Annotated in this window: 19 protein-coding genes; 12 read left to right on the top strand and 7 right to left on the bottom strand. The window is 71.3% G+C overall.

Features of this window, described 5'->3' with window-relative positions; all coding sequences use genetic code 11:
• Window positions 1-73 precede the first annotated feature (73 nt).
• The 4 genes from ABZT93_RS01655 (at window position 74) to groL (ending at window position 4,138) form a co-directional block, all read left to right on the top strand.
• Window positions 74-1,009 carry a polysaccharide deacetylase family protein gene (locus ABZT93_RS01655; protein ID WP_356097281.1) on the top strand — a complete coding sequence of 312 codons (936 nt, stop codon included), beginning with the start codon at window positions 74-76 and terminating at the stop codon, window positions 1,007-1,009.
• Window positions 1,006-1,791, top strand: a complete 786-nt coding sequence (locus tag ABZT93_RS01660; protein WP_356097283.1) for a polysaccharide deacetylase family protein — start codon at window positions 1,006-1,008, stop codon at window positions 1,789-1,791. The genes ABZT93_RS01655 and ABZT93_RS01660 overlap by 4 nt, the downstream gene beginning before the upstream one ends.
• 300 nt (window positions 1,792-2,091) lie before the next feature.
• Window positions 2,092-2,400, top strand: a complete 309-nt coding sequence (groES, locus tag ABZT93_RS01665; RefSeq protein ID WP_028807844.1) for a co-chaperone GroES — start codon at window positions 2,092-2,094, stop codon at window positions 2,398-2,400.
• Between the two features lie 112 nt (window positions 2,401-2,512).
• Entirely contained in the window at window positions 2,513-4,138 is a 1,626-nt protein-coding gene (groL, locus tag ABZT93_RS01670) for a chaperonin GroEL (protein WP_356097285.1), read from the top strand.
• 89 nt (window positions 4,139-4,227) lie between these two features.
• Here the strand turns inward: groL and ABZT93_RS01675 are convergent, their stop codons facing one another.
• The 3 genes from ABZT93_RS01675 to ABZT93_RS01685 all read right to left on the bottom strand — a co-directional run bounded on the left by ABZT93_RS01675 (window position 4,228) and on the right by ABZT93_RS01685 (window position 6,500).
• Window positions 4,228-4,917 (bottom strand): ester cyclase, encoded by a 690-nt coding sequence (locus ABZT93_RS01675; protein ID WP_356097288.1) that lies wholly within the window; start codon window positions 4,915-4,917, stop codon window positions 4,228-4,230.
• A 90-nt stretch (window positions 4,918-5,007) separates the two neighbouring features.
• On the bottom strand, window positions 5,008-5,781 hold the full coding sequence (locus ABZT93_RS01680; RefSeq protein ID WP_356097291.1) for an SDR family oxidoreductase: 774 nt from the start codon (window positions 5,779-5,781) through the stop codon (window positions 5,008-5,010).
• 50 nt (window positions 5,782-5,831) lie between these two features.
• Window positions 5,832-6,500 carry an MOSC domain-containing protein gene (locus tag ABZT93_RS01685; protein ID WP_356097294.1) on the bottom strand — a complete coding sequence of 223 codons (669 nt, stop codon included), beginning with the start codon at window positions 6,498-6,500 and terminating at the stop codon, window positions 5,832-5,834.
• Between the two features lie 80 nt (window positions 6,501-6,580).
• Between ABZT93_RS01685 and ABZT93_RS01690 the strand changes: the two genes are divergently transcribed.
• Complete coding sequence (locus ABZT93_RS01690; protein ID WP_356097297.1) at window positions 6,581-7,477, top strand: LysR family transcriptional regulator; 897 nt, start codon at window positions 6,581-6,583, stop codon at window positions 7,475-7,477.
• A gap of 57 nt (window positions 7,478-7,534) precedes the next feature.
• Here ABZT93_RS01690 and ABZT93_RS01695 read toward each other — a convergent pair whose 3' ends face one another.
• Window positions 7,535-7,861 carry a WhiB family transcriptional regulator gene (locus ABZT93_RS01695; protein WP_356097300.1) on the bottom strand — a complete coding sequence of 109 codons (327 nt, stop codon included), beginning with the start codon at window positions 7,859-7,861 and terminating at the stop codon, window positions 7,535-7,537.
• A 381-nt stretch (window positions 7,862-8,242) separates the two neighbouring features.
• Here ABZT93_RS01695 and ABZT93_RS01700 point away from each other — a divergent pair, with 381 nt between their 5' ends.
• From ABZT93_RS01700 to ABZT93_RS01715, 4 genes are all read left to right on the top strand, one after another.
• Window positions 8,243-8,854: a response regulator transcription factor gene (locus tag ABZT93_RS01700; protein ID WP_003948568.1), complete on the top strand. Its 612-nt coding sequence runs from the start codon at window positions 8,243-8,245 to the stop codon at window positions 8,852-8,854.
• A 282-nt stretch (window positions 8,855-9,136) separates the two neighbouring features.
• Window positions 9,137-9,724, top strand: a complete 588-nt coding sequence (locus ABZT93_RS01705) for a sigma-70 family RNA polymerase sigma factor (protein ID WP_007384137.1) — start codon at window positions 9,137-9,139, stop codon at window positions 9,722-9,724.
• Between the two features lie 160 nt (window positions 9,725-9,884).
• The gene (guaB, locus tag ABZT93_RS01710) at window positions 9,885-11,387 is read left to right on the top strand and encodes an IMP dehydrogenase (protein WP_356097303.1); all 1,503 of its coding nucleotides are present in this window, start codon (window positions 9,885-9,887) and stop codon (window positions 11,385-11,387) included.
• Window positions 11,388-11,505: 118 nt separating this feature from the next.
• Window positions 11,506-12,630 carry a GuaB3 family IMP dehydrogenase-related protein gene (locus tag ABZT93_RS01715; protein ID WP_356097306.1) on the top strand — a complete coding sequence of 375 codons (1,125 nt, stop codon included), beginning with the start codon at window positions 11,506-11,508 and terminating at the stop codon, window positions 12,628-12,630.
• A 161-nt stretch (window positions 12,631-12,791) separates the two neighbouring features.
• Here ABZT93_RS01715 and ABZT93_RS01720 read toward each other — a convergent pair whose 3' ends face one another.
• Together ABZT93_RS01720 and ABZT93_RS01725 are read right to left on the bottom strand one after the other, a co-directional pair.
• Window positions 12,792-13,376, bottom strand: a complete 585-nt coding sequence (locus ABZT93_RS01720; protein WP_356097309.1) for a hypothetical protein — start codon at window positions 13,374-13,376, stop codon at window positions 12,792-12,794.
• A 124-nt stretch (window positions 13,377-13,500) separates the two neighbouring features.
• Window positions 13,501-14,706: a nucleotide sugar dehydrogenase gene (locus ABZT93_RS01725; protein ID WP_356097312.1), complete on the bottom strand. Its 1,206-nt coding sequence runs from the start codon at window positions 14,704-14,706 to the stop codon at window positions 13,501-13,503.
• A gap of 312 nt (window positions 14,707-15,018) precedes the next feature.
• Between ABZT93_RS01725 and ABZT93_RS01730 the strand changes: the two genes are divergently transcribed.
• Window positions 15,019-16,725 carry a glycerol-3-phosphate dehydrogenase/oxidase gene (locus ABZT93_RS01730; RefSeq protein WP_356097315.1) on the top strand — a complete coding sequence of 569 codons (1,707 nt, stop codon included), beginning with the start codon at window positions 15,019-15,021 and terminating at the stop codon, window positions 16,723-16,725.
• Window positions 16,726-16,802: 77 nt separating this feature from the next.
• Here ABZT93_RS01730 and ABZT93_RS01735 read toward each other — a convergent pair whose 3' ends face one another.
• Window positions 16,803-17,846, bottom strand: coding sequence for a serine hydrolase domain-containing protein (locus ABZT93_RS01735; RefSeq protein ID WP_356097318.1), 1,044 nt, complete (start codon window positions 17,844-17,846; stop codon window positions 16,803-16,805).
• A gap of 489 nt (window positions 17,847-18,335) precedes the next feature.
• Here ABZT93_RS01735 and ABZT93_RS01740 point away from each other — a divergent pair, with 489 nt between their 5' ends.
• Window positions 18,336-20,486: a serine/threonine-protein kinase gene (locus ABZT93_RS01740; protein WP_356098396.1), complete on the top strand. Its 2,151-nt coding sequence runs from the start codon at window positions 18,336-18,338 to the stop codon at window positions 20,484-20,486.
• Window positions 20,487-20,660: 174 nt separating this feature from the next.
• Complete coding sequence (locus ABZT93_RS01745) at window positions 20,661-23,399, top strand: protein kinase (RefSeq protein WP_356097321.1); 2,739 nt, start codon at window positions 20,661-20,663, stop codon at window positions 23,397-23,399.
• The last annotated feature ends 68 nt before the right edge of the window (window positions 23,400-23,467 follow it).

The following is a 23,467-nucleotide window of genomic DNA, read 5'->3' on the forward strand; positions in this document are numbered from 1 at the left end:
TCGGTGGACGGTTCGCTTCCGAGCGGCGGTGTCAGCCCGGGGGCGACGCCGTGACCTGCGAGGATCCGGCGCCATGGGAACAGTAGGACAAAACTATAAAAATGGTGCGTTGGTGGCGTCGATCCGCGGCGGACTGGTCCTCCTTGCCATGGCCGCCCTGGTCCCCGGCTGCGCCCGCCCGGCCGGGACCGACGCAGGGGCGCGACGGCCCCTCCAGGCACCCCTGGCCCCCGCCGCCGACCTCCAGGCCGACAAGGCCGCCGCCCGGGCCGCCCGGCTCCGCGCCCAGCAGGCCCGGATCGCCGCCGCCAGGCGCTGGGGCCTGAAGGAGGTCCCGCTGACGGCCCCGCAGGCGCCCGTGACCAAGCCCCGCATCACCACCCGCCACGGCTTCGAGGTCGACGGCCACGAGGAGAAGGGGCTCCCGCCGGTCTTCACCACCGTCCCCACCGAGCAGAAGATCGTCTTCCTCACCATCGACGACGGCGCCGAGAAGGACCCCGCGTTCCTGCGGATGATGAGCGACCTGCGGATCCCGTACACCGCCTTCCTCAGCGACTACCTGATCAAGAACGACTACGGCTACTTCCGGAAGATGCGGGACGCGGGGGTCGTACTCGACAACCACACCCTCCACCACCCCTACCTGCCCGGGCTGTCGTACGCCCACCAGAGGCACGAGATCTGCGGGATGCAGGACGTCATGGAGAAGCGCTACGGCACGCGGCCCGCGCTCTTCCGGCCGCCCTACGGCAACTACAACGAGGACACCCTGCGCGCGGCCAGATCCTGCGGCATCAGGTACGCGCCGATCTGGAACGAAGAGGTCTTCGTCGACCACTGGGAGTACCGCGAGTGGGACCAGAAGATCCACCCCGGCGACATCGTGCTCAGTCACTTCCGGGGCCGGGAGGACTGGAAGGGCACGATGCCCGACATGGTCCGCCGCTTCCTGGACAAGGTCACGGCCGAGGGATACGCCGTCGCACGCCTCGAGGACTACCTGTGAGACCGCGGACCCTCATCGCCACCGGGCTGGCGGCCGTACTCCTCACCGGCTGCGCCCAGTCCGTCGACCCCATCGAGCGGCTGGGGAAGAAGGCGGCCCAGCGGGTGGGGTCGTACGGGCCGGCGCGGGCGGACGGACGGCCGTACCGCCACTGGGGCCTGCCCTCCCCGCTGCCGGCCGCCCCGCGGGTGCCGGCCCGCGCGCCGGGGGGCCGGGGCGGCCTGCCACCGGTCGTGCGGCGGGTCGGGACGTCCGACAAGGTCGTCTTCCTCACCTACGACGACGGCGCGGAGAAGGACCCGCGGTTCGTCGACCTGGTCCGTGAACTGCGGCTGCCCGTCAGCATGTTCCTCACGGACAGTGTCCTCGGCCCCGGGTACGGCCACTTCGCGCGCCTCCAGTCGGTCGGCGCGAGCATCCAGAACCACACCCTCGACCACCCCGCCCTGCGCGGGCTGCCGTACCCCGGCCAGCGCGCCGAGATCTGCGGACAGCAGGAGAAGGTGCGCTCCCGCTTCGGGATCCGGCCGCGGCTGTTCCGGCCGCCCTACGGCAGGTACGACCGCACGACCCTGCGCGCGGCGGCCGACTGCGGGCTCTCGGCGGTGGTGCTGTGGAGCGTGCCGCCGGAGGGGGAGACGCGGGGGCTGAGGGCGGGCGACATCGTGTCGGTGGCGTCGGGAGGGACGACGGGCCCGACCCTGACGGAACGCACGACGGCGGTGCTGCGGGAGGTGGAGCGGCGGGGACTGACCGTGGGGCGCCTGGAGGACTACCTCTAGGCAATCCAGCCTGTCCGGCGTGTGAGGACGAGGCCCTTCGGGTGCCGAAGCGGGGGTCTGGGGGCGCAGCCCCCGGGACGGCCGCCCCCACCCACCCGCACCCGAATTCCGCTCAGCCCGCGCGGCGAATTAGCAGTCCGCTTGACCGAGTGCTAATCACGGTCATAGTCTCGGGTCTGGCACTCCCCCCTGGAGAGTGCCAACACAGCGACGGGCAGGTCCGGCACCCGCGACGACGGATCCACCTGGTCGCCACCTCAGACAGTCAACCCCGTGATCTCCGAAGGGGGAGGTCGGATCGTGACGACCACCAGCTCCAAGGTTGCCATCAAGCCGCTCGAGGACCGCATTGTGGTCCAGCCGCTCGACGCCGAGCAGACCACCGCCTCTGGCCTGGTCATCCCGGACACCGCCAAGGAGAAGCCCCAGGAGGGCGTCGTCCTGGCCGTGGGCCCGGGCCGCTTCGAGAACGGCGAGCGTCTGCCGCTCGACGTCCAGACCGGTGACATCGTGCTGTACAGCAAGTACGGCGGCACCGAGGTGAAGTACAACGGCGAGGAGTACCTCGTCCTCTCGGCCCGCGACGTGCTCGCGATCATCGAGAAGTAATTCACCCCAGCATTTCTCTGAGCTGCGCCCCTGGCCCCCGCGACCACTAACAAGCCGGGCGCCCGGGGCGCAGTCTCTTTTCACCTAGATTTCCGAGAGGGCTCACGCTCCCATGGCGAAGATCCTGAAGTTCGACGAGGACGCCCGTCGCGCCCTCGAGCGCGGCGTCAACAAGCTTGCCGACACGGTCAAGGTGACGATCGGCCCCAAGGGCCGCAACGTCGTCATCGACAAGAAGTTCGGCGCTCCCACCATCACCAACGACGGTGTCACGATCGCCCGTGAGGTCGAGATCGAGGACCCGTACGAGAACCTCGGCGCCCAGCTGGTGAAGGAGGTGGCGACCAAGACCAACGACATCGCGGGTGACGGCACCACCACCGCCACCGTGCTGGCCCAGGCGCTGGTCCGCGAGGGCCTGAAGAACGTCGCCGCGGGTGCCTCCCCGGCCGCCCTGAAGAAGGGCATCGACGCTGCGGTGAAGGCCGTGTCCGAGGAGCTCCTCGCGACCGCCCGCCCGATCGACGAGAAGTCCGACATCGCCGCCGTCGCCGGTCTGTCCGCCCAGGACAGCCAGGTCGGCGAGCTCATCGCCGAGGCGATGGACAAGGTCGGCAAGGACGGTGTCATCACCGTCGAGGAGTCCAACACCTTCGGTCTGGAGCTGGACTTCACCGAGGGCATGGCCTTCGACAAGGGCTACCTGTCCCCGTACATGGTCTCCGACCAGGAGCGTATGGAGGCCGTCCTCGACGACCCGTACATCCTGATCAACCAGGGCAAGATCTCCTCGATCCAGGACCTGCTGCCCCTCCTCGAGAAGGTCATCCAGGCGGGCGCCTCCAAGCCGCTGCTGATCATCGCCGAGGACGTCGAGGGCGAGGCCCTGTCGACCCTGGTCGTCAACAAGATCCGCGGCACCTTCAACGCGGTCGCCGTCAAGGCCCCCGGCTTCGGTGACCGCCGCAAGGCGATGCTGCAGGACATGGCGACGCTGACCGGCGCCGAGGTCATCTCCGAGGAGGTCGGCCTCAAGCTCGACCAGGTCGGCCTCGAGGTGCTGGGCTCCGCCCGCCGTGTCACCGTCACCAAGGACGACACCACGATCGTCGACGGCGCCGGTGACTCCTCCGCCGTCCAGGGCCGCGTCGCCCAGATCAAGGCCGAGATCGAGAACACCGACTCCGACTGGGACCGCGAGAAGCTCCAGGAGCGCCTCGCGAAGCTGGCCGGCGGCGTGTGCGTGATCAAGGTCGGCGCCGCCACCGAGGTGGAGCTGAAGGAGAAGAAGCACCGTCTGGAGGACGCCATCTCCGCGACCCGCGCCGCGGTCGAGGAGGGCATCGTCTCCGGTGGTGGCTCCGCTCTGGTCCACGCCGCCAAGGTGCTCGAGGGCGGCCTCGGCAAGACCGGCGACGAGGCCACCGGTGTCTCCGTCGTCCGCAAGGCCGTCGTCGAGCCGCTGCGCTGGATCGCCGAGAACGCCGGCCTGGAGGGTTACGTCATCACCTCCAAGGTCGCCGAGCTCGACAAGGGCCAGGGCTTCAACGCCGCGACCGGCGAGTACGGCGACCTGGTCAAGGCCGGCGTCATCGACCCGGTCAAGGTCACCCGCTCCGCCCTGGAGAACGCCGCCTCCATCGCCTCCCTCCTGCTCACGACCGAGACCCTGGTCGTCGAGAAGAAGGAAGAGGAGGAGCCGGCCGCCGGTGGTCACAGCCACGGCCACTCCCACTGAGCCCACAGCTCCAAGGAGCCCCCGTTCCCTCTCCTTCCGGAGAGGGAACGGGGGCTTTCCCCTTCGCGGGCCTGGTCAGGGTCACCCGGTCACTGCCCGAGCACCCCCAGCTGTGTCATCAGCCCCGCCCGGTCGTACTGCCACCACCCCTCGCAGATCCGCCCGTCCCGGAACCGGTGCCAGGTGGTCCCGGTCATGGTGACGTTCTGCCCGCTCGCCGGGATGCCCAGGAACTCGCCGGTGTGCTTCCCGGCCCAGGTCCAGCGGGTGCACACCCGGTCGCCCTGGGCGATCTGGTCGTCCACCCGGAAGGTGAAGACGAAGGCCCGCCGCCACCCCTCGTACTCCTCGCGTGCCGCCGCGAGCCTCTGGTCCCCGGGATTGGCGGGATCATGATCGACGTAGTCGTCGGTGAACCGCTCGAACAGCTCCGCCGTCCCGGCCCGCCCGGCCTGCTCGAAGAACTCCCGCGCGACGCCCGGGTTCAGCTGCTCGTCCCGCACCACCTCCAGGTCGGTGAAGGTCGGCATCTCGTCGCACAGCGCGACCATGCCCTGGAAGATCCGCTCGGTCTCCGGCAGCCCCGAATTGCGCATCGCCTCCTCGTACGACGGGAACTCCACGATCTCGACGAAGTGCGACGCGTCGGACCGGTCCTTGCCGACCACCGCGTGCGTCGCGGTCCGCTTCCCCTTGGTCTGCTCGACCCAGGTGTCCATCAGCCGGTTCATCTCGTCGAATCGGCTGGTCTTGCAGTCGATGAGCTGTACGAAGGTCATCTCGACATCGCCTCCGGCCCCCCTGGGTCCGGTATCACGGCACCATTGTCCGCCCGTCGCTGTCAGGACGGCACGCGCTGGCGGAGACCGTCACTGCGGCCCGTACTTCCGCCCCGTCCTCGACGTGACCCCGCCCAGCAGCCCGCGCGGCGCCACCTTCACCAGTCCCATGAGGGCCTTGTAGCGCGGGTCCGGGATCGACAGCGTCCTGCCGCGGGCCAGGTCGGTGAGGGCCGCGGCGACCAGCTTGTCCGCGTCGAGCCACATCCAGCCGGGGATGTTGTCCGTGCCCATCCCGGCCCGCTGGTGGAACTCGGTCCGCACGAAACCCGGGCACAGGGCCATCAGCCGGACCCCGCTGCCCGCCAGGTCCCGCGCCGCGCCCTGGGTGAACTGCACGACCCACGCCTTGGAGGCGCCGTACGTCCCGCGCGGCACGAACGCGGCCACCGACGCCACGTTCACCACGCCTCCGCGCCCCCGCTCCCGCATCGCCTCCGACGCCGCCGACGTCAGTCGCAGCACCGCCTCGCAGTGCACCTTGAGCATCTTCAGCTCGTCGGCCATGGAGACGTCGAGATAGCGGCCCTTGTTGCCGAAGCCGGCGTTGTTGACGAGGAGGTCGACGGGTGACCTGCGGTCGGACAGGCGGGCGGCGACCGCCTCGATGCCGGGGTCCGTGGCGAGGTCGGCGGTGAGGACCTCGGCCTCGATGCCGTGCCGGTCGTGGAGCTCGGTCGCCTGGTCCTGGAGCCGCTTGGTGTCGCGGGCCACCAGCACGAGGTTGTGCCCGTCAGCCGCCAGCCGTCGTGCGAACGCGGCACCGATGCCCGCGGTCGATCCCGTAATCAATGCCGTTGTCATGGCGCAAGGTTAATGACCGGGACCGACAGCGTCCGCCTGCCCAGGGCCCGTCAGGAGCCGTACTTCTCCACATACTCGCGCGCCGACTTCCGCAGCTCCGGATGGAGTGCCTCGCCCGCCGCCAACAGCCGTGGCTGGAGCGGCCGTTCGGTGGTCATCGCCCGGAACGCCAGGGCGACCGTCACGTCGTGGTCCGGCCGGTGCACGATCTCGACCGGGTCCCCGGCGCGGATCTCGCCCGGCTGGATCACCCTCAGATACGCGCCCGGCGCCCCCTGCTGCGTGAACCGCTTCACCCAGCGCGGCTCGCCCATGTGGCCCTGGAAGGTGCCGCACGGTATCCGCGCGCTGGTGACCTCCAGCACCACCTCGCGCCCGATCCGCCAGCGCTCGCCGATCCGCGCGCCGGAGACGTCGATGCCCTCGGTGGTGAGGTTCTCCCCGAACGCGCCGTCGGCCAGCGTGCGGCCGAGCTCGTCCGCCCACTCGTCCAGGTCCTCGCGCGCCATCGCGTACACGGCCTGGTCGTCACCGCCGTGATGCTGCCTCTTGCACACCGCGTCCCCGGCGAGCCCGCTGCCGCCGATGCCCTTGGGCCCGGGCGCGGCCACCCGCACCGGCCCCTCGACCGGCCGCTTGTCGATACCGGTGACACCCTCCGGGTTGTCCGTGTACGTGACGGCCTTCTCGCTGCCCAGATTCACCGACAGAAGCTTCATGGCGGCACGGTAGGGGAGGACCACCCAAAGGTGCTACGCATTATTCGCCGTCATATCAAAGCGCGGCTTATCCTTGAGAAGTGATCGAGGCCCGACATCTCCGAGTCCTGCGTGCCGTCGCGTCCACCGGCTCCTTCTCCGCCGCCGGGCGCGAACTGGGCTGCACCCAGCCCGCCGTCAGTCAGCAGATGAAGGCCCTGGAGACGTCCGTCGGCACGCCGTTGCTCATCCGCAGCGGACGCGAGATGCGCCTGACCGAGGCGGGGCAGGCCCTGGTGCGCCACGCCGCCGGCATCCTGGCGGGGCTCACAGCGGCGGAGGAGGAGGTCGCCGCCATTGCCGGGCTGCGGGCCGGGCGCGTCCGGCTCGTCTCCTTCCCCAGCGGCAGCTCCACCCTCGTCCCCACCGCGCTCGCCGCCCTGCGCGCCGCTCACCCCGGCACCCGGGTCTCCCTGGAGGAGGCCGAACCCCCGCACTCCGTCGGCCTGCTGAGGGAGGGCGACTGCGACATCGCGCTCGCCTTCCGGTACGAGGGGGCCGTCGGGGGTGACGAGTGGGACGACCTCGTCGTGCGGCCCCTGCTGAGCGACCGGCTCGTCGCCCTCGTACCGGAGCGGCACCGGCTCGCGCGCGCGGGGTCCGTGGCCATCGGGGAGCTCGCCGGGGAGTCGTGGATCGCCGGATGCCCGCGCTGCCGAAGCCAGTTGGTCGAGGTGTGCGAGGGGGCCGGCTTCACGCCCCGCATCGACTTCGCCACCGACGACTACCCGGCCGTCGTCGGCCTGGTGGGCGCCGGCCTCGGCGTCGCCGTCCTGCCCCAGCTGGCCGTCGAGTCCGTACGGCCACGGGGTGCGCGCACGGTGGCGCTGGAACCGGCGGTCCGGCGGGAGATCGTCGCGCTCACCCTGCCCGACCTGGCGCAGGTGCCCGCGGTGGCGGCGACGCTGGAGCAGCTGGCCCGCGCTGCCGAGCGGTAGCCCCCCGGACACAGGGAAGGGCAGGCACGCGCGTGCCCTTCCAGGAGAAACGTTCCTTCAGTTGTTCGATGCGCCGCTCCCGACGGCTGACGCCGACACCAGCCGGTGCCGCGCCCGCCCCATGAGCTCCTCGCGCTCGTCCTCGGTCAGCCCGCCCCACACGCCGTACGGCTCTCTCACCGCCAGCGCGTGCGCCGCACACTGCGCGCGCACCGGGCACCTCATGCAGACCTCCTTGGCCGAGTTCTCGCGAGCGCTCCTCGCCGCACCGCGCTCGCCCTCCGGATGGAAGAAGAGCGAGCTGTCCACCCCGCGACAGGCGGCCAGGAGCTGCCAGTCCCACAGGTCCGCGTTCGGTCCGGGAAGGCGGGAGAAATCTGCCATTGCGTGACCCCTTGTAGCCGTTCTGGGCGGATACGGTGTCCACGACCGTACATCTACGATCTAAGGAGATGAAAATATGACTCATTGCGAATCTAGCCTCAGACACCAGGAAATGGGAAGAAAATGGTCTGAATGGGGCATGGGTTGTGATGAAACGTTGTGGGTCCGTCGTGCATGTCTGCACCGTGTCCGCGCCCTCACGTAGAGTGCCGAAGACAGTGCGCAGCCCCGTAACTCTTTCGGGTGACCGTCGTTGAGAGTGCGGAGGCGGTTGAAGCAAGAAGTGCTCGGGCAGGCGTCCGAGACGGTCGACCGCACAGGTGACGATTTCGTACCAGCCTGGAGGCTCAAGGTGACGTGCATCAGCTGCGGAGGGCGGCCATGACATCCGTCCTCGTCTGCGACGACTCCCCGCTTGCCCGAGAGGCGCTGCGCCGCGCGGTCGCGACCGTGCCCGGCGTCGAGCGCGTGACGACCGCGGCCAACGGCGAGGAAGTCCTCCGCCGCTGGGGCGCGGACCGTTCGGACCTGATTCTGATGGACGTACGCATGCCCGGTCTGGGCGGCGTCGAGACCGTGCGGCGGCTGCTGTCCGCGGACCCCGGTGCGCGCATCATCATGCTCACGGTCGCGGAGGACCTCGACGGGGTCGCTCTCGCGGTCGCCGCCGGTGCGCGCGGCTACCTCCACAAGGATGCCTCGCGCGCGGAGTTGCGCGCCACGGTGACGCAGGCGCTCGCCGACCCGACCTGGCGGCTCGCCCCGCGCCGGCTGCGGTCGGCGGAGATGGGCGCGGCGCCGACGCTCACCGCGCGTGAGATCCAGGTGCTCGAAGGGATGAGCCACGGGCGGTCCAACGCGGAGATCGGGCGCGAGCTGTTCCTGTCCGAGGACACCGTCAAGACGCACGCGCGGCGGTTGTTCAAGAAGCTCGGGGCTTCGGACCGGGCGCATGCTGTCGCTCTCGGATTCCGTTGGGGTCTGGTGCGCTGAGCGTTCCGCGTGAGGTCGTAGCAGGTCTGCGGGTTGTTCGTGGCTGGTCGCGCAGTTCCCCGCGCCCCTGACGGGGCGCGGTAGAGCCGTCCTTTCGACGCCCCGCTGCTTGTTTCGTGGCGGATGCCGCATCCTTGAGATGTGGAGTCTCTCGGGGACGATTCGGTCGAGCGGAAGGGGAGGGCGCAGGGTATGGGTTCCGGCGCACCTGCTCATAACGCTTCGGTGCACAACAACCAGCGCGATGTCACGGATCCAACGACGCCAGGGCACCATGGACCGATGCGTGACGACGAGGCGGCTCATCCCCATGGGGCGATCGGTGCGCTCGTCCACAGTGCCGTGGAAGGGGACGAGCAGGCCACGCACGACCTGCTCGCCCATGTCCACCCACTGGCCCTGCGCTACTGCCGCACCCGGCTGTCCCGTCTCCCGGGCGACGCCCGGCACTTCGTGGAGGACCTCGCGCAGGAGGTCTGCGTAGCCGTCCTCCTCGCCCTGCCGCGCTACCGCGACACCGGGCGCCCCTTCGAGGCGTTCGTGTTCGCCATCGCCGCGCACAAGGTCGCCGACCTGCAGCGCGCCGCGATGCGCCACCCCGGTTCCACGGCCGTCCCCTCGGACGAGATGCCCGAGCGGCCGGACGACTCGCTCGGCCCGGAGGAGCGGGCGCTGCTCAGCAGCGACGCCGAGTGGGCCAAGAAACTCCTGGCCAACCTCCCCGAGAACCAGCGCGAGCTGCTCCTGCTGCGCATCGCCGTGGGGTTGACGGCGGAGGAGACGGGTCAGATGTTGGGAATGTCACCCGGTGCGGTTCGTGTGGCCCAGCACCGGGCGCTGAGCAGACTGCGAGCGCTGGCCGAGCAGTAAGGCACGCGCTCCTGAACGGGCGAGGCGCCGGTTCCGTACGAACATACGAAGCCCGGAGCGGGGCCCAACCGTGGGTTCCATGGAATCCATGGAATTCGCCACCCTTGCTTCCCGTTAGCATGGACATCCGCACCGATCAAGGCCATTTGGGGAAGGTGTCATGACTGCAAACGTCGACGGAGTGCCCGACAAATTCGCGACGCTCGGGCTCACCTACGACGACGTGCTGCTGCTGCCGGGAGCGTCCGAGGTGCTCCCCAACGCGGTCGACACCTCGTCCCGCATCTCCCGCAACGTCCGGGTCAACATCCCGCTGCTCTCGGCCGCCATGGACAAGGTGACCGAGTCCCGCATGGCCATCGCCATGGCCCGCCTCGGCGGCGTCGGCGTGCTGCACCGCAACCTCTCCGTCGAGGACCAGGTGAACCAGGTCGACCTGGTCAAGCGGTCCGAGTCCGGCATGGTCACCGACCCGATCACCGTGCACCCGGAGGCGACCCTCGCCGAGGCCGACGCGCTGTGCGCCAAGTTCCGCATCAGCGGCGTCCCGGTCACCGACCCGGCCGGCAAGCTCCTCGGCATCGTCACCAACCGTGACATGGCCTTCGAGTCGGACCGCAGCCGTCAGGTGCGCGAGGTCATGACGCCGATGCCGCTGGTCACCGGCCAGGTCGGCATCTCCGGCACCGACGCCATGGAACTGCTGCGCCGCCACAAGATCGAGAAGCTTCCCCTCGTCGACGAGGCGGGCGTCCTCAAGGGCCTGATCACCGTCAAGGACTTCGTCAAGGCGGAGAAGTACCCGAACGCCGCCAAGGACTCCGAGGGCCGCCTGCTCGTCGGTGCCGCCGTCGGTGCCAGCCCCGAGGCCCTGGAGCGCGCCCAGGCGCTCGCCGCGGCCGGCGTGGACTTCCTGGTCGTCGACACCTCGCACGGCCACAACAGCAACGCCCTCAGCTGGATGGCGAAGATCAAGTCGAGCGTCGACGTCGACGTGATCGGCGGCAACGTCGCCACCCGCGACGGAGCCCAGGCGCTGATCGACGCCGGTGTCGACGGCATCAAGGTGGGCGTGGGCCCCGGCTCGATCTGCACCACCCGTGTGGTCGCCGGCATCGGCGTCCCGCAGGTCACCGCCATCTACGAGGCATCCCTCGCCGCCCGTCCCGCGGGCATCCCGCTGATCGGCGACGGCGGCCTGCAGTACTCCGGCGACATCGGCAAGGCGCTCGCCGCGGGCGCCGACACCGTGATGCTGGGCTCGTTGCTCGCGGGCTGCGAGGAGTCGCCGGGCGAGCTGCAGTTCATCAACGGCAAGCAGTTCAAGTCGTACCGCGGCATGGGCTCGCTCGGTGCCATGCAGTCCCGTGGCCAGGGCAAGTCGTACTCGAAGGACCGCTACTTCCAGGCCGAGGTCGGCTCCGACGACAAGCTCGTCCCCGAGGGCATCGAGGGCCAGGTGCCCTACCGCGGCCCGCTCTCCAGCGTCCTGCACCAGCTCGTCGGCGGCCTGCGCCAGACCATGGGCTACGTGGGCGCGGCCACCATCGACGAGATGGAGTCCAAGGGCCGCTTCGTGCGGATCACCTCGGCGGGTCTGAAGGAGTCGCACCCGCACGACATCCAGATGACGGTCGAGGCGCCGAACTACAGCCGTAAGTGAGCCTTCACTGAAGACCACGCGCGCGTGAGGGCGGTCCCGGGGCATCCGGGGCCGCCCTCGGCGTACCCGTCGGGGATACTGGAAGGCGCTGCAACGCATCAGGGAAAGGCCACACATCGTGACTGAGATCGAGATCGGGCGCGGCAAGCGCGGCCGCCGGGCGTACGCCTTCGACGACATCGCCGTCGTCCCCAGCCGTCGTACGCGCGACCCGAAGGAGGTCTCGATCGCCTGGCAGATCGACGCCTACCGCTTCGAGCTGCCGTTCCTGGCCGCCCCCATGGACTCGGTCGTCTCCCCGGCCACCGCGATCCGCATCGGCGAGCTCGGCGGCCTGGGCGTGCTGAACCTCGAGGGCCTGTGGACCCGGTACGAGGACCCCCAGCCGCTGCTCGACGAGATCGTCGGGCTGGACCTGGACGCCGCGACCCGGCGCCTCCAGGAGATCTACTCCGCCCCCATCAAGGAGGAGCTGATCGGGCAGCGCATCAAGGAGGTGCGCGACTCGGGCGTGATCACGGCGGCGGCGCTCTCCCCGCAGCGCACGGCCCAGTTCTCCAAGGCCGTCGTGGACGCGGGCGTGGACATCTTCGTCATCCGCGGTACGACGGTCTCGGCGGAGCACGTGTCGGGCTCGCACGAGCCGCTGAACCTGAAGCAGTTCATCTACGAGCTCGACGTCCCGGTGATCGTCGGCGGCTGCGCCACGTACACCGCGGCCCTGCATCTGATGCGCACCGGCGCGGCGGGCGTCCTGGTCGGCTTCGGCGGCGGCGCGGCGCACACGACGAGGAACGTACTGGGCATCCAGGTCCCGATGGCCACCGCGGTGGCCGACGTGGCCGCGGCCCGGCGTGACTACATGGACGAGTCCGGCGGCCGGTACGTGCACGTGATCGCCGACGGCGGTGTCGGCTGGTCCGGCGACCTCCCCAAGGCGATCGCCTGTGGCGCGGACGCCGTGATGATGGGCTCCCCGCTGGCCCGTGCCACGGACGCGCCGGGTCGCGGCCACCACTGGGGCATGGAGGCCGTCAACGAGGAGCTGCCGCGCGGCAAGAAGGTCGACCTCGGCACGGTCGGCACCATAGAGGAGGTCCTGGCGGGTCCGTCGCACATCCCGGACGGCTCGATGAACTTCTTCGGCGCGCTGCGGCGGGCGATGGCCACGACCGGGTACAGCGAGCTGAAGGAGTTCCAGCGCGTCGAGGTGACGGTGGCGGACTCGCAGCACAAGCGATAGTCAGGGCTTACGGCGGCTTGAGGGCCGGTCGTCCCGGGTGGGGCGGCCGGCCTTTTGCGTGCCCGAAAGGGCTGGTGGGGGCCACCAGCCCCGGAGCCCGCCACACCCACGCGCCCCCCTTCACATCCGATGCGCCGCCCCTTCGTCGGGTACCGGCAGCGTCAGAGCGCCGCCTTCTTGGCGCCGGTGAAGGCGACGTACGCGGCGATCGCGAAGAACACGAACGTCAGCGGGTCGGCGTCCGCCTTCCAGGCCTCCTGGAGGACGTCGAAGTGCTGGAAGAAGAGTTCGCTGAAGCTCAGCGGGGTCTCCTTGGCGGCGATCACGGCCTCGCCCACCAGCTGGCCGATGTAGACGGAGCCCAGCGACAGGACCGCGCTCGCGACCGGCAGCACGGGGTTGCGGCCACCGAGGCGCCCTGCGGCGAGGCCGACCAGGAAGCCGACGCCGACCGCCGCCCAGCCGATCTCGTGCTTGGTCAGGCCGATGATCGCGCCGTAGACACCGCCGGCGACCACGGCGGCGCCGAAGGCGGCCACCAGACCGAGGCCGAGGTTGTTGCGCACCGGAGCGGGGGCGGGGACGTACGGGACCCCTGGTGCCGGAGGCGGGGGTACGGACCCCGGCTGCGGGGCGGGCGGGGCGCCGTCGGCCGACTTCTGCGCGTACGGGTTGCCGTCGACCGGCTCGGGCTGGGCCTGCGGCTGGGTCGGCGGCTGGGCAGGCGGTGGAGCTGACTGGCTCATGACAGAAATCCCCCCCACGGGATGGAACGAGCGGAATGGTGAAGCAGAGAAGCGTGCGCACGACTGTGCGACGAGTGAGGGGAGATTAACAGGTGGGTCCGACAGAGCCACCGGCGTTTTGACGTCAGAGGCGGTGCGCCGCTCCCGTCGGTGTGGCCCCCCGAGTGTCCAGCAACAGCTGGGCCTTCACCGACAGGCCCTGGAGGTCGTACGTGCGGTGGTGCTGGAGCAGGATCGTCAGGTCCGCGTCGGCCGCCGCCTCGTAGAGGGAGTCCGCGCGGGGGACAGGACGGTCCAGGACGCTCCAGGACGGGATGTGGGGGTCGTGGTAGCTGACGGAGGCGCCGAGTTCCATCAGGCGTACGGCGACCTCCTGGGCGGGCGTGCCCTGCTGGTCGGCGAGGTCGGGCTTGTAGGTGACGCCGAGGAGGAGGACCCGGGCGCCGCGGGCGGACTTGCCGTGCTCGTTGAGGAGGGCCGCGCCGCGCTGGACGACGTAACGGGGCATCTGGTCGTTGACCTGCCGGGCGAGTTCGACCATGCGCAGGGAGCGGCCGGCGCCGCTGAAGTCCCGGGGGGCCGCGTGGCCGCCGACGCCGGGGCCGGGGCGGAAGGCCTGGAAGCCGAAGGGCTTGGTCTCCGCGCAGCGGATGACGTCCCAGAGGTCGACGCCGAGGTCGTGGCAGAGGACGGCCATCTCGTTGACCAGGGCGATGTTGACGTGGCGGAAGTTGGTCTCCAGGAGCTGGACCGTCTCCGCCTCGCGCGGGCCACGCGCGCGTACCACCTTGTCGGTGAGGCGCGAGTAGAAGGCCGCGGCCGATTCCGTGCACGCGGGGGTGAGGCCGCCGATCACCTTGGGGGTGGTGGCGGGCGTGAAGTCCCGGTTGCCGGGTTCCACGCGGGTGGGGGCGTAGGCGAGGTGGAAGTCGCGGCCCGCCCGTAGGCCCGAGCCCTTTTCGAGGAGCGGGCGCAGGAAGTCCTCGGTGGTGCCCGGCGGCACGGGGGACTCCAGGATGACGGTGGTGTGCGGGCGCAGGTGTGTGCTCAGAGTGTGGGCCGCCGCCTCCACCTGGCTCAGGTCCAGACCGCCGTCCGGGCCCGCCGGGGTCGGTGCGCAGATGACCGCCGTACGGACGCGGCCGAGTTCGGCCGGGCCCGCGGCCGTCCGGAAACCCCCCGAGAGCATCCGGCGCATTTCGGCGGGGCTGAGGGAGCCGGCCTCGGGGCCGGTGCGGTAGCCGAGGGTGGAGATGCCGGCGGCGACAGCGGCCTGGGCCAGGGGCAGTCCGTAGGGACCGAGTCCGATCACGGCGAGATCTGCGGGCATGGCGTGGGCCGTCCTTCCCAGTAACCGAAGCGGGACAGGTGCGCAAGCCCTGTGGACTGGACGAGCTAGCGCAATGTCAGACTAGGAGTAAATATGACCGATATACGGGATTGATTCCGTGTGTCTTCCTGTGGGGTTGTGAGCTTTGGCCTACGCGGCGGTGAAAGTTATCCACAGGCTGAGGGTGACTGGTGGCTGAAGCCGGGCAACCCGGTCAGAATTTGGGCATGGGGGATGCGGACGGGGCCACTCCTCAAGGAAGATCCGGCCCGCGACGGTGACCGGTGCGACCGACAGCTGGAGGCAGCAGTGGTGAGGACAGCGACACTGGGGCCGGCGCAGCGCGCCGAGTCACTCGCAGCAATGGCCGAGCGCGAACTGGACATCCTGGTGGTGGGAGCCGGCGTGGTCGGTGCGGGTACCGCGCTCGACGCGGTGACCCGGGGCCTGTCCGTGGGACTGGTCGAGGCACGTGACTGGGCGTCCGGCACCTCCAGCCGCTCCAGCAAGCTGATCCACGGCGGCCTGCGCTATCTGGAGATGCTCGACTTCGCCCTCGTGCGCGAGGCGCTGAAGGAGCGCGGACTGCTGCTGGAGCGGCTCGCCCCGCATCTCGTGAAGCCCGTGCCCTTCCTGTACCCCTTGCAGCACAAGGGCTGGGAGCGGTGGTACGCCGGCTCGGGCGTCGCGCTCTACGACGCCATGTCGATGGCCCGGGGGCACGGCCGGGGTCTGCCCGCCCACCGCCACCTGAGCCACCGTCACGCCCTGCGTGTCGCGCCCGCCTTGAGGAAGGACGCGCTGGTCGGGGCGTTGCAGTACTACGACGCCCAGATGGACGACGCCCGCTTCGTGGCCACCCTCGTGCGTACGGCCACCGCCTACGGCGCCAAGACCGCCAACCGCGCGCGGGTGACCGGGTTCCTGCGCGAGGGCGAGCGGGTGGTCGGGGCCCGGGTGCAGGACGTCGAGGCGGGCGGGGAGTACGAGATCCGCGCCAAGCAGGTGGTCAACGCGACCGGGGTGTGGACCGACGACACCCAGGCGATGGTCGGCGAGCGGGGGCAGTTCCACGTCCGAGCCTCCAAGGGCATCCACCTCGTCGTGCCCAAGGACCGCATCCACTCCTCGACCGGGCTGATCCTGCGCACCGAGAAGTCCGTGCTGTTCGTCATCCCCTGGGGGCGGCACTGGATCATCGGCACCACCGACACCGACTGGGACCTCGACAAGGCCCACCCGGCCGCCTCCAGCGCGGACATCGACTACCTGCTGGAGCACGTGAACTCGGTGCTCGCGGTGCCGCTGACCCGGGACGACGTCCAGGGCGTGTACGCGGGCCTTCGGCCCCTGCTCGCCGGTGAGTCGGACGCCACCAGCAAGCTCTCGCGCGAGCACACCGTGGCGCATCCGGTACCGGGACTCGTCGTCGTGGCGGGCGGCAAGTACACGACCTACCGGGTGATGGCCAAGGACGCCGTGGACGAGGCGGTGCACGGCCTCGACGCCCGGGTCGCCGAATGCGTCACGGAGGACGTGCCGCTGCTGGGCGCCGAGGGGTACCGGGCACTGTGGAACGCGCGGGCGCGGATCGCGGCGCGGACCGGGCTCCATGTCGTCCGGGTCGAACATCTGCTGAATCGGTACGGCAGCCTTGCGGAGGAGGTCCTCGACCTCATCGCCTCGGACGCCACGCTGGGCGAGCCGCTGCAGGCCGCCGACGACTATCTGCGCGCCGAGGTCGTCTACGCGGCCTCGCACGAGGGCGCGCGGCATCTGGACGACGTGCTGACCCGGCGCACCCGGATCTCCATCGAGACCTTCGACCGGGGGGTGCGCTCGGCCCGTGAGGCCGCCGAGCTGATGGCGCCGGTACTGGGCTGGGACAAGGACCAGATCGAGCGCGAGGTCGAGCACTACGAGAAGCGGGTTGAGGCGGAGCGGGAGTCGCAGCGGCAGCCGGACGACCTGACGGCGGACGCGGCGCGGTTGGGGGCGCCGGACATCGCGCCGTTGTAGTGCCCCGGACGCGAGGTCGGCCGACATCACTCGAACGAGTGTCGTGAGCTGGGATCTTCGTTCGGAACCGGGTCGTTCTACGGGGTGCGGGGGCAGAACTCGGCGGCGAGCAGGGCCGGTTCGAGGTCGGGGTCTGCGACCGACGTCGTGTTCACGCGGAAGGTGAGGACGCGACGGCCGCCGACCGTGGCTGCGGTGCGCACGTAGCTGCCGGTGATGCGGCCGTTGTGCCCCCACACCGTCGTGCCGCACGGCAGCTTCACCGGGAACAGCCCCATGCCGTACAGGCCGTGTGCGGTGCGGGTGTCCGTCATCTCGTGCAGCCAGTACGGGGACAGCAGCCGGCCGCCGAGGAGTGCCGCGTAGAAGCGGTCCAGGTCGGCGAGGGTGCTCACCAGCTCGCCCGCGGCCCCGGCCACCCGCGGGTCGAGTGCGGTGACGTCGGACCCGTCGGCGGTGTACGCACGGCCGTGCGGGGAGGGGAGGGAGGTGCGCGAGCCAGGGAAGGAGGTGCCCGTCAGGCGCAGCGGGACGATGATCCGCCGCTCGGCCTCGGCGGCGTAGGAGTCGCCGGTGACCTGCTGAATCACCATGCCGAGCAGGACGTAGTTGGTGTTCGAGTACGAGTAGCGGCCGGGATCGGCCGGAGGGTGGGTGAGCGCGATACGGACGGCTTGAACAGGAGCGAGGGGAACCAGGCCCCGGGTGTCCGCGGTGAAGTCGTTCAGGCCGCTGGTGTGGGTGAGCAGGGCGCGCAGGGTCAGCGCGCGGCCGTCGTTGCCCGCTCCACGCACCAGGCCGGGCAGGTGCTGCTCCACCGTGTCGGACAGCTTCAGCCGGTGTTCCGCGGCCAGTTGGAGGACGACCGTCGCGATGAAGGTCTTGGTGATGCTGCCGGCGCGGAAGTGGTCGGCGCGACCGATTCCCGGACCCGCCTCGGCGTAACGGGTCCCGCTCTGTTCCCGGGCCAGGAGCGCCGCGGCGGGAGCACCGCCCTGCGCCACGAGCAGCGGAAGGAGCGCGTCTGTGGGCGGAGCCGAGGGGGCCGGGGAGGCGGCCGGGGCCAGGGCGAACAGCGCGACGGACACCAGGGAGGCCAGTAGTGCCCGAAGTGGCGGCATCGCGGATCCTCCCTTGTCAGGGCCATCATGCAGGGTCGCGGAGCGGAATCCGCACCCGGTCCACGAGGAGGCGCGTGCCGGGGTGCCGGAGGCCGGGGCGCCGGGTGGGTGCTCGGGGCTTGCTGGGCTGGGTGAGTTCAGGGGGGCCAGGGCGGTTGGAGTCTCTGAGGGGGACGGTTCCGTGAGGGGGGGAGGGGCTTGTGTGCCGAGCGGGGTCGAGGGTGGTCGGAGTCCCCGGGGCGACGGTTCTGTGAGCGGTTGGGAACTGTGCGTCGAGGGGGGCGACGGCGGTCGGAGCCTGCGGCGGTGACGCAGCTGTAAGCGGGCGGGAACTGTGTGTTGAGGGGGACCGTGGGCCCACGGGACCTCTGTGCCGACCTCGGCGGGCCGTGCCGCGGGCGAGGTGGAGCCACGGGCACCCTGGGCGTCGGGCACTTGTCGGGTGAGGGACAATGGAGGCTCTGTCAGGGCGGGTTCATGAGGGGACGCATGTCGGACGCGGAGCGGGCGGGAACATCCCGGCAGGACGAGAACGGCCGTCTCCTCGCCGGGCGGTACCGGCTGGGAGGAGTGCTCGGCCGCGGAGGCATGGGCACGGTGTGGCGCGCCGAGGACGAGACCCTGGACAGGACGGTGGCCGTCAAGGAACTCCGGTTCCCGTCCAGCATCGACGATGACGAGAAGCGCCGGCTGATCACGCGCACGCTGCGGGAGGCCAAGGCGATCGCGCGGATCCGCAACACCAGCGCGGTGACCGTGTACGACGTGGTCGACGAGGACGACCGGCCGTGGATCGTGATGGAACTCGTCGAGGGCAAGTCGCTCGCCGAGGTCATCCGGGAGGACGGGCTGCTGGAGCCCAAGCGCGCGGCGGAGGTGGGCCTCGCGATCCTCGACGTGCTCAGGTCCGCGCACCGCCAGGGCATCCTGCACCGGGACGTGAAGCCGTCCAACGTGCTGATCTCCGAGGACGGCCGGGTCGTGCTCACCGACTTCGGCATCGCCCAGGTCGAGGGCGACCCGTCCATCACCTCCACGGGCATGCTCGTCGGGGCCCCCTCCTACATCTCCCCGGAGCGGGCCCGCGGGCACAAGCCGGGACCCGCGGCCGACCTGTGGTCGCTCGGCGGGCTGCTGTACGCGGCGGTCGAGGGCGCCCCGCCGTACGACAAGGGCTCCGCGATCGCCACGCTCACGGCGGTGATGACCGAGCCGCTGGAGGAGCCGAAGCACGCGGGCCCGCTGCGGGACGTCATCTACGGCCTGCTCACCAAGGACCCCGCCCAGCGGCTCGACGACAGTCGCGCGCGGGCCATGCTCACCGCGGTGATCCACGCGCCCCAGCCCAAGGAGGCCGAGCCGGAGCCGGCGGCTGACGCGACGCGGGTGGTGCCGTTGCCGGCGCAGCCGCAGGAGCGTGCGGGCGGGGAGCGGCTGCGCGGGGCGCTGCGTTCCGTGCGGAAGGTCGCCGGGGCGGCGGCGACGTCCGCGGCCGCCTCCCGCACCAAGTCCGGGAGCGGTGTGGCGGGTTCGGGTACGGCGGGATCGGGCGATGCGGGCTCGGGGGGCGGCGGGAAGGTGCCCGCCCAGGCTTCGGAGGCGTCTTCGGCGGCTTCGGCCGCGCCGGCTGCCTCGACCTCTCCGGCTGCGTCATCGACCTCGGCGCCTTCCGCGTCTCGGGACAAGGGTGCGGCGAGTGCGTCGGCCGCTTCCGGGACGGCAGCGGCTTCGACGTCGGCTACGACGTCCGTTTCGAGTGGGGCGGCCGGGGTCCGGGACGGGAAGACGCAGCAGGCCGACGCGGTGTCGGACGGGCGGAGTTCGGGATGGCCCGTGATGACGCCGCCGCCGGACCTGGCGCCGAGGCCGGTGCCGAGGGCGCCGCTGACCGACGTGGTGCCGCGACGGACGCTGGTGATCATCGCGCTGGTCGTGGCGCTCGCGGTCATCGGTACCGTGCTGGCTCTCACGCTCGGTGGCGACGACGACAGCGACGCTGCGAAGGGCGGCGGCACCAAGGTGACGGCCGTCGCGAGCGCCAGTGCCGACACCAAGGAGGACGAGAGCGGGAGCACCCGCAGCGGCGGGTCCGCCACCGGATCCGCGTCGTCGGAGGCGGGTGCGGGGTCCGCGAACACGCCGAGTACGGAGGAGAGCGGCCGTAGTTCGGAAGGGTCCTCCGGTTCGGGGGGCTCCACCGGCGACGGTGCGGTGGCCTCGACGCACAAGGGGAGCCAGGGGTACTCGATCGGGCTGCCCGAGGGGTGGAAGTTCCAGACCAGCAGCTCCGCGGGCGACCGGTTCACCGGGCCCGACGGGCAGAAGCTGCTCGTCGCCTGGACCAGCACGCCCAAGGGCGACCCGGTGGCGGACTGGGAGAACCAGGAGCGGGGCATGCGCCGCTCGCAGTACACCAAGATCCGAATAGAGAAGGTGGGCTACCGGAGCTGGAACGCGGCCGACTGGGAGTTCACCTATGTGGATGGCGGGACGAAGTACCGGACGATCGACCGTGGATTCGTCGTCAACGACCATCTCGGATATGCCTTGATGTACACCGCGAAAGCCGCGAACTGGGGCACTGAGCTGCGCAAGGACACATGGCAGACACTCGCTCGCACCTTTGAACCGAAGTCATGAAGCGCTGTGCCGTAAACGGTCATGTGTTTGAGCTCTGATATCTGGAATCCCCTCTTTGCGGGTTGCCTCCGGCACGTATCGTGAGTGTTCGTGGACCGTCCGCATCCAGGTTCGGGTAAGGAACGGGCCGCGAGGCGAACGGAATTGACCAACCGGGCGGCCGGGGGAGGCAACGTGGACGACTATGCGGGTCGGGTACTCGCCGACCGCTACCGCCTGCCGCTGCCTCCGTCCGACGAGTACGAACTCACCGAGACGCGCGCCTTCGACACCTACAGCGGGCAGGAAGTCCTGGTCAGGCAGGTCCCGTTGCCCGAGGTCGTCGAGGCGGAGGTGCTCGACGCGGAGGGGCTGCCCGACGGGTTCACGGCCCGGGACCCCCAGGGGGCGCGGCGGGCCCCCGGGCGGCGCGGCGGACGCCGGCCCACCGAGCCTGCCGTGCGGAGGGCCGTGGAGGCCGCGCAGGCCGCCGCCCGGATCCCCGACCATCCGCGCCTCGACCAGGTCTTCGACGTGTTCGCCGAGGGCGGTTCGCTGTGGGTCGTCAGCGAGTTGGTGCCCGCACGGCCGCTGGCGGCACTGCTCGCCGAGAAGCCGCTCACTCCGTACCGGGCGGCCGAGGTCGCCTCCGACGTACTCATGGCGCTGCGGGTGCTGCACGCGCACGGCTGGGCGCACCGCAACATCACCGCCCGCACGGTGCTGGTCTGCGACGACGGCCGAGTCATGCTGACCGGCCTCGCGGTCGGCGCGGCCGAGGAGGCACTGTGCGGCTATGACCCGGTGCCGCCCGAGGCGGGCGAATGGGGCGCCGGGGGCGGGGAGTTCGGGGCCGGGTCGGACGACGGGCCGGACGGTGGGCCCGACGGGCGTGGGGGAGTTGGCGGACATCACGTCCCCGGGCAGTCGACGGGTCCGGCCGGGGGGTTCGGCGCCGCGGGCAGGGTCGGCGGTGCCGGGGGACCCGGCGGTGCGGGTGGCGCTCGTACGGCTCTCGGGAACGGCGGCGCCGGTGCGGCCTTCGGGCTGGGCGCCCAGAGCGCCGTACCCGGCCCGGGTGGTGCTGTGACCTTCGGTGGAGGTGACCCCGAGGCCGCCCGACGGGCCGCGATCGAGGCGCGGGAGGCCCGCGGGCTGCCCAGCGCAGGAGTGGAGGGGGCGAGCGGCGCCGGGGCGTCGGCCGAGCTCGTCCGCCAGGAGCCCGACGGCGGTACGGACATCCGGGCGGCGCGGGCCGGGGCGATCGCCGCCTACCGCGCGGGCGCACGGGCCGCGGCCCGGGTCCAGGAGGCACAGAACAGCAGGGCCGCCCTGCCCGGAGCCCGCCCGGCACCGGAGGCCGACCCCGCCGCACGGACGCGCGGCGCCGACCCCGCCGTACAGACCAACGGTGGCGTGCCGCAGTCGCCGTATCCCGCGGCCAACGGCCTTGCGCAGTCGCCGTATCCGGCCCCGGGCGGTGTCGAGCAGGCGCCCGGTGGCGGTGCTCCGGGGGGGATCGCCGACCCCTATGGAGTGCGCCCCGCTCCCTGGCACGGTGCGGTGCCGCGTGCTGGAAGCGCGGGGCCCGTGGACGCGGTGCCCGCTTTTGACGCGGTGCCCGCCGTCGATCAGGCATCCGCGCCCACCCGCTGGGAGGACCTCGCGCCCACCGACGCCCCCGCCCGCCGCGGCCCCGCCACCGCGCTGGCCGCCGAGCGGGCGCGGCAGGCGCGGATGGCCGTGGTGGGGCCCGTCACCGAGCGCTGGGCACCCGAGCAGGCCGGTCCGGTGCACGAGAACTGGCAGCTGGCCCCGCCCATCGGGCCCGCGACCGATCTGTGGGCGCTCGGAGCGTTGTTGTTCCGGGCCGTCCAGGGGCATGCGCCCTATCCTGAGGAGTCGACGGCCGAGCTGGTGCAGCTGGTGTGCGCCGAGCCGCCCGCCTTCGCGGAGGAGTGCGGGCCGCTGAGGCCGGTCGTGGAGTCGCTGCTGCGGCAGGACCCGACCGAGCGGCTGGACTTCGAGGAACTGCGCGGCTGGCTGCGGTCGCTGGTGCGGTCCGCGCCCGAGCCGGAGGCCGGTGCCCATGTCGTCGCCGCCCCGCCCGTGGACGCGAGCCGGCTGCCGATCGTGCGGCGCCGGGGCGAGTTGGTGCGCAGGCGGCGTGCCGGGCTGCCCGCGACGCACGGACGGCACAAGCGGGCCCGGGAGGATGCCGCCGCTTCACCGCGCCGCCTCGGCCGCAATCTGCTGCTGCTCATCCTGCTGGTGATGGCAGCGGCGATCGCGTACGCCATGTACTTCATGCCGAAGGCGGACTCCGACGACAAGGGCACCGGCCGGAAGACGGGTTCCACCAGCCAGGCCGGTCCGGCGCAGTCCCCTGAGGCGGGCAGTGAACCCCGGCCCGAGCCGACCTCCCCCGAGCCGTCCCAGTCGAGCGGTGCCGCCGAGACCCAGACCGCCGGGCCCGAGGTCGCCGACGGCTTCACCCTGCGCACGGACGCCGAGGGCTTCAAGGTCGCCGTGGCAAACGGCTGGGACCGCACCCCTCGGAACGGCCGCGGCCAGGTGGTGTACTCGCAGGGCGACTTCGAGCTGATCGTCGTCCCCGGGCGGGACACCTCGGCGGCCAACGGCGGCGATCCGATGGTCTACCAGCGCGAGAAGGAGCCCGAGCTCCAGCCGTACCGCGACTCCAGCTGGGCCACCGCCACCGGGCTGAAGTCGATCCAGGTGGGCACCAGGAGCATGGCCGAGGGGCAGTTCACCTGGACCGACGGCGACGGGCGCGAGCTGTACGTGCGCAATGTCGCGATCCTGATCGGCGGGAAGTACCACGTGGTGCAGGTGCGTGGGCCCGAGGCGGAGCGGGACGAGGTGACCCGGCTGTACGAACAGGCGTCGGCCACGTACCAGGTGACCGGCTGACGGACGCCGTACGGGCGACGCGGGTTCACTCGTCCTTCGCGGAAGCGACAACCGTCACAGTGAGGTCT

This window comes from Streptomyces sp. NPDC005303, from assembly GCF_040607335.1.
Lineage (GTDB): Bacteria > Actinomycetota > Actinomycetes > Streptomycetales > Streptomycetaceae > Streptomyces.

What these genes read in the sequence shown, in the direction of transcription:
- ABZT93_RS01655 (WP_356097281.1), top strand. Translation starts at nt 74, where the DNA reads ATGGGAACAGTAGGACAAAACTATAAAAATGGTGCGTTGGTGGCGTCG.
- groL (WP_356097285.1), top strand. Translation starts at nt 2,513, where the DNA reads ATGGCGAAGATCCTGAAGTTCGACGAGGACGCCCGTCGCGCCCTCGAG.
- ABZT93_RS01675 (WP_356097288.1), bottom strand. Translation starts at nt 4,917, where the DNA reads ATGACCTTCGTACAGCTCATCGACTGCAAGACCAGCCGATTCGACGAG.
- ABZT93_RS01680 (WP_356097291.1), bottom strand. Translation starts at nt 5,781, where the DNA reads ATGACAACGGCATTGATTACGGGATCGACCGCGGGCATCGGTGCCGCG.
- ABZT93_RS01685 (WP_356097294.1), bottom strand. Translation starts at nt 6,500, where the DNA reads ATGAAGCTTCTGTCGGTGAATCTGGGCAGCGAGAAGGCCGTCACGTAC.
- ABZT93_RS01695 (WP_356097300.1), bottom strand. Translation starts at nt 7,861, where the DNA reads ATGGCAGATTTCTCCCGCCTTCCCGGACCGAACGCGGACCTGTGGGAC.
- ABZT93_RS01700 (WP_003948568.1), top strand. Translation starts at nt 8,243, where the DNA reads ATGACATCCGTCCTCGTCTGCGACGACTCCCCGCTTGCCCGAGAGGCG.
- ABZT93_RS01705 (WP_007384137.1), top strand. Translation starts at nt 9,137, where the DNA reads ATGCGTGACGACGAGGCGGCTCATCCCCATGGGGCGATCGGTGCGCTC.
- guaB (WP_356097303.1), top strand. Translation starts at nt 9,885, where the DNA reads ATGACTGCAAACGTCGACGGAGTGCCCGACAAATTCGCGACGCTCGGG.
- ABZT93_RS01720 (WP_356097309.1), bottom strand. Translation starts at nt 13,376, where the DNA reads ATGAGCCAGTCAGCTCCACCGCCTGCCCAGCCGCCGACCCAGCCGCAG.
- ABZT93_RS01725 (WP_356097312.1), bottom strand. Translation starts at nt 14,706, where the DNA reads ATGCCCGCAGATCTCGCCGTGATCGGACTCGGTCCCTACGGACTGCCC.
- ABZT93_RS01735 (WP_356097318.1), bottom strand. Translation starts at nt 17,846, where the DNA reads ATGCCGCCACTTCGGGCACTACTGGCCTCCCTGGTGTCCGTCGCGCTG.
- ABZT93_RS01740 (WP_356098396.1), top strand. Translation starts at nt 18,336, where the DNA reads ATGTCGGACGCGGAGCGGGCGGGAACATCCCGGCAGGACGAGAACGGC.